This window comes from Empedobacter sp. GD03865 (genome assembly GCF_029840775.1).
In the GTDB taxonomy this organism is placed as follows: Bacteria; Bacteroidota; Bacteroidia; order Flavobacteriales; family Weeksellaceae; genus Empedobacter; species Empedobacter falsenii_B.
The window spans coordinates 21,615-33,174 of sequence record NZ_JAOCDF010000025.1 but is presented as its reverse complement, the minus strand read 5'-3'; the positions used below and the strand labels follow the sequence as shown (position 1 = coordinate 33,174).

The 11,560-nt window shown below is 32.9% G+C and carries 7 protein-coding genes; 1 reads left to right on the top strand and 6 read right to left on the bottom strand.

Features of this window, described 5'->3' with window-relative positions; translation table 11 throughout:
* The first annotated feature begins 128 nt into the window (after positions 1–128).
* Positions 129–1,145 (top strand): hypothetical protein, encoded by a 1,017-nt coding sequence (locus tag N5D46_RS10170; RefSeq protein WP_280049891.1) that lies wholly within the window; start codon positions 129–131, stop codon positions 1,143–1,145.
* Between the two features lie 73 nt (positions 1,146–1,218).
* Here the strand turns inward: N5D46_RS10170 and N5D46_RS10165 are convergent, their stop codons facing one another.
* The 6 genes from N5D46_RS10165 to N5D46_RS10140 form a co-directional block, all read right to left on the bottom strand.
* Positions 1,219–2,820 (bottom strand): class I SAM-dependent methyltransferase, encoded by a 1,602-nt coding sequence (locus N5D46_RS10165; RefSeq protein WP_280049890.1) that lies wholly within the window; start codon positions 2,818–2,820, stop codon positions 1,219–1,221.
* Between the two features lie 129 nt (positions 2,821–2,949).
* Entirely contained in the window at positions 2,950–3,561 is a 612-nt protein-coding gene (locus tag N5D46_RS10160; protein WP_280035334.1) for a PepSY-like domain-containing protein, read from the bottom strand.
* Positions 3,562–3,640: 79 nt separating this feature from the next.
* Entirely contained in the window at positions 3,641–5,029 is a 1,389-nt protein-coding gene (locus tag N5D46_RS10155; protein ID WP_280049889.1) for an alpha-amylase family glycosyl hydrolase, read from the bottom strand.
* A gap of 26 nt (positions 5,030–5,055) precedes the next feature.
* Entirely contained in the window at positions 5,056–6,711 is a 1,656-nt protein-coding gene (locus N5D46_RS10150) for an alpha-amylase family glycosyl hydrolase (protein ID WP_280049888.1), read from the bottom strand.
* 389 nt (positions 6,712–7,100) lie between these two features.
* Positions 7,101–9,278: a glycoside hydrolase family 97 protein gene (locus N5D46_RS10145; protein WP_280049887.1), complete on the bottom strand. Its 2,178-nt coding sequence runs from the start codon at positions 9,276–9,278 to the stop codon at positions 7,101–7,103.
* 352 nt (positions 9,279–9,630) lie between these two features.
* Positions 9,631–11,484, bottom strand: coding sequence for a glycoside hydrolase family 13 protein (locus N5D46_RS10140; protein WP_115001942.1), 1,854 nt, complete (start codon positions 11,482–11,484; stop codon positions 9,631–9,633).
* Positions 11,485–11,560 lie beyond the last annotated feature (76 nt).

Below are 11,560 nucleotides of genomic sequence, written 5' to 3'. Positions count from 1 at the left end.
TTTTCGGTCTAAAATGTGAAAAAATTTGTTAAAAAACCCTCATTTTAACATCATCCTAAGTTTTTGGCATCATAATTTCTTAACACTAGAAACAATAAAAAAACAATTAACCTTAAATAATAATTCATATGCAAGGATTAGAAGAAAACAATCAACCAACAAACAAAGGAAAAAACGGTTTAGTAGTCCCTTTGGCATTAGTCGGAATCTTATTAGCAGGAAGTGTAGGATATAATATTTATCAAGCAAACCAAATCGGGAATCTTGAAAAAAATGAATCTTTAAATTCTCAAATCCTTAAAAACGAAACAGGTCAAAAAGATCAAATTCGTAAACAATATGATTCGATTTTAAACGACTATACACAATATAAAGCTCGTATTGAAGATCGTAACAATTTATTGGGCGATAAAGAAAATATGATTCAGTTAAAGAATCAAGATATTCAAGAAATTCTAGATAAAGACAATCCTACTGCAGAAGAAATGAATCGTGCTCGTAAAATGATTAACGATTTAGAAGGAAGTGTAAAAAATTACAAATCTGAAGTTGCGCGTTTACAAAAAGAAAATGCAATTCTTGTACGTAGTGTTGACGAATTAAATAATAAAAATTCTGCTTTAACAACAGATAACAACAACTTAAGAGAAAACAATAAAGAGTTAACATATAACTACGAAACAGAAAAAAGTGTTCGTCAAAAAGACAATGCAATTTCGAAAGGAAAGATCAATGAATTAAGTTCAACTTTATCTGTTTCTAATCAACAAATCAAAGGAATTCGTGTAAGAAATAGCGGAAAAGAAGTTGAAAAAACACGTGCAAAACGTATTGATAAAATTCGTGTTTATTTTGATGTAGATCGTAATTCGAGAACAGAATCTGGAGAAAAAAAATTATATGTTGCTATCTATAATCCTGACGGAACATTAGGAAGATATGGAAATGCGCAAGGCGGACAAATTGAATTGAGATCTGGAGATACAGTTAATTTCTCTGATGCAATCAACTTTAATTACACAAACGGACAAACAAAAAATATTACGTTTGATTGGGAAAACGAGGAATTCCAAAAAGGAGTTTACACGTTCAATGTTTACGAAAATGGATTTAAGATTAGTCAAGCAAAAATAACCCTAAACTAATTATTGACACAAGACTAACCAAGAAAGCTCAGCAATTGCTGAGCTTTTTTTGATTTAATATATCTTTTAAATATTATCGTTTCAAAAGATTGATACTAACAGTTGCCAATTCACTGTTTGGATATTTTTTGAACAATGTTTTATCTGGAACTAAACCAGTTTCTTGACAAATTCGATGAAAAACATCGACTTCTACAATATATTGATCCGAGAATCCATGCGTCGCATCATACGCTGTTGCCGGCGTATTTCCTAAATTCTTCGCCGTTAAATCTGGAGCAATCGTATGTAATTCGATCAATAACAAACCAAATTTATCTACATAAGGCGCCCATTTTTTGAGATGATTCAATAAATTTTGTTCCACATCATTATTTGACAATCGTTTTCCTCTAAACGCAAAAGCTCCTGTAGAAGCACTAATTCGATTTGTTTTGATATCTTCTACATCTTCCCAAATTCGATTATGATCTAAAAATGTTCTAATGTTTAATAAATCACTCAACTCTATTGAATAATCATTTTTCAAATCCGTTGCCAAACGATCTGGATCGCCAATATCGCCCCAAATCACTTTTGCCCAAATATCATTTTTAATTAAATTGGCACGCGTTACTTTCAATGCTGCTTGATTATAATCTGCACCAACCAAGAAAAGCGGATATTCGTCTAGATGTTTTCCGCGTAAGGTTTGACGTTCTATGACATCATACAAATGTTGCAAAAGCGCTCCATTTCCACATCCCATATCCAAAATCCCTTTCGGTTGCTCTTCTATTGGACGATTAAAAATATCAACAATAAACTCATCAATCACTTTGAAATAAGTGGAATGCGCTCCTCCGCTACCCCAAACATTCATTTCGCGATTCACATGTTGCTCATCTTCACCATCGGTAATTTCACGCAATTTTGTTGGCGAACCGAAAAGTAAATCATTCAACTTTGCAAACATTGGTAAATAAGAAACTGTAACACCATACGATGTTGCTCGACGTGCAAAAAACAATCCTATTTCGGTGAATTTATAGTTTTTTTCGTGTTTAGTAAACCAACCTAATTCGGTTAATCTTTCTAATATTTTTTCGAAAGTTTGTGGATTTTTGTGAAATTCATCTGGATTGAAAGAAGCTTCCATAAAGTATTTATGAAACAAACCGCTCATTCCCATTCGCACAATAATTGGTCCAACCAAAACGCCTTCGATATGTTTGGTAATTTGATAATGCAAAGGTTTTTCAAGAAACTCTTCGTCATCAGCAGTCATCAAATAAGTTTTATATTTATCAAATAATTTGATCCATTTTTTACAAAACTCATCCGAAAAATCATGTTGATTGATTACCTCATTTTCTGCTAAAAAAACAGCTAAATCGTGGTAAATATCAATATTTGTAAATGCTCGATCCGAATATTTATTAGTTTGAATTTCAACATTATCTTTCGCATTGTCCACCGAATATTCTAACATATTTTGCGAAGCCAACACACGCAAAGCAACATTTAGATAACCTTCGTTCGCCTGAAATTCTTTTGTCAATTCTTCTAACTGTATAGTTTTGTGCTCGACAATGTAATGCAAAGCTCCTTTTTTAGCCAAAGCGCTCAATACAGGAGCCGTTACCAAACCATCGAGATGTCTAAAAATTAGCGATCTCAAATATTTTTTATCCATTTTGGTTGATTTTTTCTACTATAAATATATTGAAAATTGCGAAAAGTTGATGTGAAGGTTATTGTAAAATTTTAAAAATTAGAAATTAAAAAAAACCTCATCTATTGACAAGGTTTTTGATGTATTTGATTAATCAATTTTGATAAAATTACCATTCAAATCAAATTTCAAATCGACATTATTTTGTAACAATTCTACTTTTATTTCTTTGTCTTTTGTATCCATTTCAATTGATTTCGCATCGATTTTAGGATATTTTGATTGAAGATATTTTTGAATATTATCTGGGAAAAATTTAATCGGAATCGCTTTTCCTAAACCATTTTTCACCTCCTTCCAATCACCATTATCTGTAAATTCTATTTTTGTTCCGTCTTTCAACTGAATATTATATGTTGTGATATTGCGTTCAACTTCTTTTATCGCATTCACAAACTCCATATTACCAAAGTTTTTCGAAACAAAATTTTGTGCATTAACAGGTAAACTATTTGCTGAAATCACCGTTTCATTCGGATCAATATTTACCGTTTTTTGTTGACCATTATCTTGTAAAACCACATAAGTATTTTGTGAAGTCAATGACTCTGGATGATTCGCAATATCACTTTCCGAAACAATTGGTTGTTCTGCAACTTCAGATTTACTTGTGATAACTTCTGAGTTTTCTGTTTTCTTCGATTCGCACGAAGAGAAAACTAAGCTTAAAATGACGGCTGTTGATAAAATTACTTTTCTCATGATTTGGATTTTAAACGTTTATCAACAAGCATTATACCATAAAAAAAGCTGATTAAAAATTTAACCAGCTTTTAAGAGTTTATTTTTTCTTCTGAACTAAAATCAGGTATTCCCAAGGTTTTAATTTCAGTTTTGTTGTAGCATCAAATGTCACATCTTCGTTATTCATAAAGTTTTTGTACACCCCATTAATTGGAACTGTAATTTCTTTATTTGCTTTCGTAAAATTCGCAATAAAATAAGCTTCTGTCGTATTTTTTTGACGTTTGAACGCTAAGATAGATTTATCATCAGATGTTTTCAAACGTTCGTAAGAAGCCGCTTTTTTCGCTCCATTAAACGCTTCATTTGTGATTTTTAATTCTCCTAACTTTTCATAAACACCACGCATTTTTGCATTTGGATTACGATCAATAGAATCTTTGACAAAGAATTTTAAACGACGATTAAAATCTTCTTCTTGTCCATTATAAATCAATGGAATTCCTGGTAAAGTATACGTTAATGCAGCAAATGTTTCGACCGCATCCCCCATTCTTTCGTACTCAGTTCCAGCCCAAGAATTTTCGTCATGATTTGATGTGAATAATAATTTATAATCATCCGCTTGCCATTTTTTCGGAATCGAATCCATATACGCATCAATCGCAGAAACATTCTTTTTACCTTTTGCAATGTCATTCATGATATGATGAATTTCCCATCCGTAAGCGGCATCGAACGCATTATTTGCTAATAAATCTGGCTTCTCTGTTTCACCTAACATAAAAATTTCGCGACCTTTTGCCAATTGTGGTTTTGCTTCGTTCCAAAAATCTGTTGGAACTTCGTGCGCCATATCACAACGGAAACCATCAATTTTGAAATCATCTAACCAATATTTCATATCGGCAATCATCTGTTTGCGCATTTCTTTGTTATCGAAATTTAATGCCACAACATCCGACCAATCGTAAGGAGAATGCATTTTTCCGTTCTTATCTTGTTCGTACCAATCGGGATGTTGTTTTACCCAAGGATGATCCCAAGCCGTGTGATTCGCAACCCAATCCAAAATCACATAGATTCCGTTTTTGTGCGCTTCATCAACTAATTTCTTAAAATCTTCGGCATTTCCAAATTCTGGATTGATTCCTCTATAATCTTTGATCGAATAATACGAACCTAAACCTTCTTTTCGATTTTCTTCTCCAATTGGATAAATAGGCATAATCCAAAGGATTTTAACACCTAATTTCTTGATATTCGAAATCTCTTTTGTTACCGCCGCAAAAGTTCCTTCTGGTGAAAATTGACGAACATTCACTTCATAAATCACAGAAGTTTCTGCCATATCAGCCGTAAAAGGTAAAATACCTTGTTGTTTCATTTCAGTTTTAACGTCTTCTGACTTTGTTTCCTTTTTGCTTTCACAACTTGTCAAAAACAAAGTTGTCATCAAGGTTAAACCAACTATTTTTTTTATCATTTTTTCTTCTATTACTTCTCAAAAAATTAATTAACTTTCTCTAATAACACAATATCAGAAGTTGTATTCAATTCTAAATTTCCGTTCACAACTTTTCCAGAAAAACCTGAATAAGCATCGCGAACTTTGGTACCATCTTTCCAAACAGAACTTACATTAATTGTGTTTTTACCAATTGGCATTTCTAAACCAATCACCACTTCGTCTGTTTTATATTTTCTTGTAAAAATATACGGAGAATTTTGCAAATCTGTTTGATTTCCTGCTCCAACTGCTGGATGATTTCGTCTAAATTGTCCTAATTTTTGGTAATGATTCAATAATGATTCCGTTTCTGAATTTGGTTTAATATCTTCCCAGTTCATATTCGAACGAAGATTTGCATCTCCATCAACACCTTCAATCTCTAACGGACGAGCCGTTTCGTCTCCATAATAAATTTGCGAAATCCCTGGCGCCAATAACAATCGAGTTCCTGCATCCCAAGGATTTTGACGATTTTTATCAAAAGGCGAACCGTCATCGTGCGAGGTAATGTAGCTCATCACAGACTTTCCTTTCATCTTATTTTGAAGAATATCATTGTATCGATCAAAAACAGTTTGATTAGATTCTTTTTGAGTTGAACGCAAATCGAAATTGATTAATGCATCAAATCCATTCTCGAAATAATTAACTGTTTTATCAGGAAAATTATATTGCTGACCATCATTAATCGAATATCCATAAACTTCTCCTAACAAGAAAAACTTATTTTGATCCAATACTTTTGTAGGATTATTCGTTTTATATTCTGCGAAAGCATCTTGACAAATTTCTTCGAATTTCTTCCAAACATTTTCTTCCGTATGTTTCACCGTATCGACACGATAACCATCAATTCCATACTTTCTAATATAATCTGAAAGCCATTTCATAATGTAATATTTCGGTGCTTTTGGAAGATTATATTTCGCGAAAAAAGCATTCAATTCAGCAACTTCTTTGTCTAAACGACCTTCTTGCGACCATTTTGCTAACAATTGCGGGGGCAACATCACATCATTTTCTGATTCCGTTAAAATGTCTGGAAGATTTTTTACCAACGTACATTCAATCGTCGTTTTGTAAGACTCATAAGTACATTGTGGCGAAACACGAACCCAATCAGCAGGAAACACACCATCCGAATTTGTAACTGGACCTGTGTGATTAATCACCGCGTCCAACATAATACGAATGCCTTTCGCATGTGCTTTGTCTACTAATTCCTGTAACTCTTTTTCAGTTCCCCAGTTTTTATCAATCGACGTCCAATCTTTTGTCCAATAACCGTGAAATCCATATGTTTTTCCTTGTCCTTCATCAACATATCCATGAATTTGCTCCACAATCGGTGTCATCCAAATCGCATTAACTCCTAAATCTGAAAAATAATTATCTTCGATTTTATTGATTACCCCACGAAAATCTCCTCCTTCAAAACCTCTTAATTTAGAAGTTTCAGCAGTTCTCCCATAGTTGACATCATTCTTTTTATCTCCATTCGCGAAACGATCGGTCAACAAAAAATAAATATTTGCACCATTCCAAACAAATAGTTGTTTTTCTGAATGATTTGTCTGCGTAGCTTGTGTTGTTGTTTTTGAACAAGAGCTTAAAAACAATGAAGCTATTCCTAACGTGAAAAGTATTTTTTTCATAATTGTGTTGTACGCTTTAAGTTCTACGTTTTAAGTATTTTCACCCAACTTATAACGTAGAACATATTACTTAAAACTTTCTCAGATTCCTCCTTACGTCGGAATGATATTTACTTTAATGAAATTGTCATTCTGAGTTTATCGAAGAATCTTTTAATCTCTTGTCAAGCTGAACTTGTTTCAGCTTCTCATCCTCCACTTCATTAATCCTGAAAACGAGTTCAGGATGACTTTTATTCGTCATTTCGAGTGATTCTGATAAGAATCGTATCGAGAAATTAGGCAAATTTTCACATCTTACTTCTCGATACAAATTTTCTTCATTATCATTTCGAAAATTTACTCGAAGTGACATGAAATTAGAACTTAAAACTTTTTAAATCTAAAATTTATTTAATCTCTTTAATGCTAATTGCAAAACCTCCACCAGCTTGAGATGTTAAATCTAAAACAGATTTTGAATCAACCTTTTTTGTTTCGATTTTATAGGCTTGAGGATTTGTTTTATAATGCGCATCTTTTGCATCAGCATAGATTTTCGCTTCGTATTTTTTTCCTTTATCTAAGAAATCTAATTTGATTTTCGTTGAACGTGGCGTTTCACCATTTACATTTCCAACAAACCAATTATTTGAGTTTTTGTCTTTACGTGCAATTGTTAAATATCTTCCTGGTTCAGCTTCTAAATAGTTAGAATCTTGCCAATCTACAGGTACATCTTTGATGAATTGAAATGCATCAGAAAATTGTTTGTAATGCTCAATAATATCAGCAGCCATTTGCAAAGGCGAATACATTGTCACGTATAAAGCCAACTGATTTGCAATCGTAGAATTGACGTGAGAATGGTTGTTTGGATTTAATTTTTTCACATCCATTTCGAAAATACCAGGCGTGTAATCCATTGGCCCACCTAAAAGACGCGTGAAAGGTAAAACCGTTACGTGATTTGGTTTAGAACCACCGAAAGCTTGGTATTCTGTTCCACGAGCAGATTCGTTTCCGATTAAATTTGGCCATGTACGCGCAACTCCTGTAGGACGAACCGCTTCGTGAGCATTAACCATAATTTTATATTCAGCCGCTTTTTCGATTGCATATTGATAATGATTAATCGTATTTTGGCTGTAATGATAATCTCCACGAGGAACGATATCACCTACATATCCACTTTTTACAGATGTATAACCGTTATCGTTCATGAATTTATAGGCTTTTTCCAAATGTCTTTCATAATTACGAATAGAACCCGAAGTTTCGTGGTGCATCATAATTTTTACACCTTTAGATTTTGCATAAGCATTTAACATTTTCACATCAAAATCTGGATAAGGTGTTACAAAATCGAACACATAGTCTTTGTGATTACCGAACCAATCTTCCCAACCTTCGTTCCAACCTTCAACTAAAACAGCATCAAATCCGTTTTCTGCAGCAAAATCGATGTATTCTTTTACATGTTCGTTATTTGCTCCATGTTTTCCGTTTGGCTTCGCATTTTTATAATCGGTTACCCCTAATTGCACTGTCGGGAAATCATCTGTGTAAGCCCAAGAGCTTTTTCCTGTAATCATTTCCCACCAAACACCAACGTATTTTACAGGTTTGATCCAAGAAGTATCTTTAATTTTTGAAGGTTCATTTAAATTATAAACCAATTGCGGACCTTTGAAAGCAACTTCTCGTGCATCATCACTCGCAATAATTGTACGCCAAGGCGTATTGAAAGGCGCTTGTAAATAACCTTTATCACCCAAAGCATCAGGAGTTAACCAAGATTCAAACGTTAATGTTTTATCATCTAAATTAAGGCTCATTGCAGGATAATTAATCAACGCTGCTTCGTGTAAATTGATGTAAAGTCCGTTTGTTGCTTTCATCATCAAAGCTGTTTGTACACCTGTTTTTGAGAAAGCTTGTTGAGACGCATTGCCAATATAAGCTTTATCAAATAATCCTCTAATTTCTGATAATTTTGATTCTGTGTAATCATATTCTTGCGTATCGTAATCACCAGGAATCCAAAAAGCAGTATGATCTCCTGCCATTGCGAATTGCGAATGCTCTTCTTTGATCACAAAATATTTTAAGTTCTTTTGTTCTGGAAACTCGTAACGGAAACCTAACCCTTCATTAAACAAACGAAAACGAATAATCATTTGTCTATCTGTATTTGGTTGAGAAACCGTCACCGCTAATTCGTTGAAATTATTTCTGATTTTGTCTACTTCTCCCCAAACCGGTTTCCAAGTTTCATCAAAAGTTGATGTTTTAGTATCAATAATTTTGAAACCTGATAAGAAGTTTGCAATGTCTTTTGCACGCTCATCTTCTACTCGATCTTGCACTGCAAAATCCATTTCTTTATGCTTCGTTTTAAACTCAAATCCTAAATGACTTGGTTTAACCACATCTTTTCCTTTGTATTTTAACTGATAAGTAGGTTTTCCATCTTTAGACAACGAAAAATCCATTACAAAATTTCCGTTTGGAGATTTCAATTCTTGTCCATAAACCATATTCATCATCGCGATTCCTAACCCCAGTATAAACTTAAAGTTTTTCATATTTCTTGTTTTTGTTTTATTGTCTGTTTTATGCTTTACGCCTAATGCGTAAAGCAATAAATTTCTTGTCAAGCTGAACTTGTTTCAGCTTCTCATTCTCTACTTTATGTGATCCTGAAATGAATTCAGGATGACTTTTATATTTCATTCATTTTTGTCTTGACACAAAAACGAATCAAAAAAGTCAAGGCGGTAAATCTATTTGACTAAAAATTTAAACCGTTTCGAGAATGATTTAAAAATTCGCTATCGCTCATTAAATCATTTTTACTCTTCACTTTTTAAATTTTATTTACGTCATATATTTAATGCCATTTTTTATAATACGTTTTCAGAATAAACGTGAAACCTACTACTTTCCAAGTTCAATAATCATCGAAGATTTACCATCAATTGTGATTTCTCCGTTTGTATTGATTGGTAAAACTTTGTCCGAAATAATATCTTTTCCAGAAGTAAATCCGTTTAATGATTCTGCAAAACGATCTAATTTGAACGTTTGTTTTTCTGGATTTGCATTCAAAATAATCATTACAGATTCGTTTTCATTGTATCTAAAATAAACGTAAACATTATTTTGTGGCATGTAATGTTTTGTTTTTCCTGAATGAATAACTTCTTTATTTTTTCGCCAATTGAAAAGTTTTGCTGTAAAATCGTGAAACGTTTTTTGCTCCGAAGTTCTTCCTTCATTTGTAAAAGCCGATTGTTTATCTGACTTCCAACCTCCAGGAAAATCTTGTCGAATTGCTGCATCACCTTTACTTTTATCTCCTCGCATCCCAATTTCAGACCCGTAATATACTTGAGGAATTCCGCGAACAGTCGAAATTAATGACAAACCAAGTTTATAATCATTCACATCTCCATTCATAATTTCGTTCCAACGTTCTGTATCGTGATTTTCCATAAACACAAACATATTGTTGATATCTGGATATAGAAAATCATTGGTGAACGAATTATACAATTTAATCATTCCTTTATCCCACGATTCCTCTTCCTTGATTGCTTTTGGCAATTCTGAAAACAATGGAAAATCCATTACAGAAGGTAAATACGAATTATAATTATCGATTTCAGCAATTTTAGAATCTTTTTGCCAATACGAAATATGCGCAGACGAATACATCCAAGCTTCTCCAACTACATTGAAATTTGGATATTCTGTCGTAATTGCTTTCACCCATTTCGCCATTCCTTCTTTGTCATTGTACGGATATGTATCAACACGCATTCCTCCTAATTCTGCATATTCTATCCACCAAATTGCATTTTGCGTCAAGTAATTTAGCACTAACGGATTTGATTGATTCATATCTGGCATTGTATAATCAAACCAACCATTCAACGCTTCTTTTTTGTCTACTTCTGCAGCGTTTTTATCAAATTGAGTTGTTGTACGATAATTGGAACGACGGAAACCATCTTTTCCTCCAGGAAATTTGTGAATCCAATCTTGCGAAGGCAAATCCTGAATCATCCAATGCGAAATTCCCCAATGATTTGTCACATAATCTTGAATCAACATCATTCCACGTTGATTTAATTTCTGCGATAATTCGCGATAATCTTCATTGCTTCCGTAACGTCCATCAATCTTATACAAATCAGTTTGTGCATAGCCATGATAGGAATGTTGTTTCTCGTTATCTTCATTAACAGGCGTTAACCAAACCGCTGTTGCACCAAGATTTTGTAAATAATCTAAATTGTTGATAATTCCTCGCAAATCCCCACCATGACGACCATCTGGAATAGAACGATTGGCTTTATCTGTTAATTCTTTCTTCGAATCGTTGCTTTCATCACCATTTGCGAAACGATCTGGCATAATCAAATACACCATATCTTTTGATGTAAAAGATGTTCGATTTGCAGAATTTGGTTGACGATCTTTTAATTCATATGTATACGAATCAACAATTTTATTTTTGTTTTTGATGTTAATTTTGAATGATGATTTGTTTACTTCATTCGTATTAATCGTTACAAAAACATAATTTGGATTTTCAGTTTTCTGTAAATTTTGAATTTTAACATTATCTGATAATTCAATATTGTATTTACTAATATCTTTTCCATAAACTAGAATTTGAACTTCTGGATTTTTCATTCCTTTCCACCAAAACATTGGCTCAACTTTTTGGATTTGAGCAAACGCAAATGTTGATAGGAAAGATGATAATAATAGTATTTTTTTCATGTGTTTTGTTTTTTTAGATTCCTCCATTCGTCGGAATGACATTTACTTTACTACATTAATGAAATTGTCATTCTAA

Coding starts and splice junctions, on each gene's coding strand:
- N5D46_RS10170 (WP_280049891.1), top strand. CDS start 129: ATGCAAGGATTAGAAGAAAACAATCAACCAACAAACAAAGGAAAAAAC.
- N5D46_RS10165 (WP_280049890.1), bottom strand. CDS start 2,820: ATGGATAAAAAATATTTGAGATCGCTAATTTTTAGACATCTCGATGGT.
- N5D46_RS10160 (WP_280035334.1), bottom strand. CDS start 3,561: ATGAGAAAAGTAATTTTATCAACAGCCGTCATTTTAAGCTTAGTTTTC.
- N5D46_RS10155 (WP_280049889.1), bottom strand. CDS start 5,029: ATGATAAAAAAAATAGTTGGTTTAACCTTGATGACAACTTTGTTTTTG.
- N5D46_RS10150 (WP_280049888.1), bottom strand. CDS start 6,711: ATGAAAAAAATACTTTTCACGTTAGGAATAGCTTCATTGTTTTTAAGC.
- N5D46_RS10145 (WP_280049887.1), bottom strand. CDS start 9,278: ATGAAAAACTTTAAGTTTATACTGGGGTTAGGAATCGCGATGATGAAT.
- N5D46_RS10140 (WP_115001942.1), bottom strand. CDS start 11,484: ATGAAAAAAATACTATTATTATCATCTTTCCTATCAACATTTGCGTTT.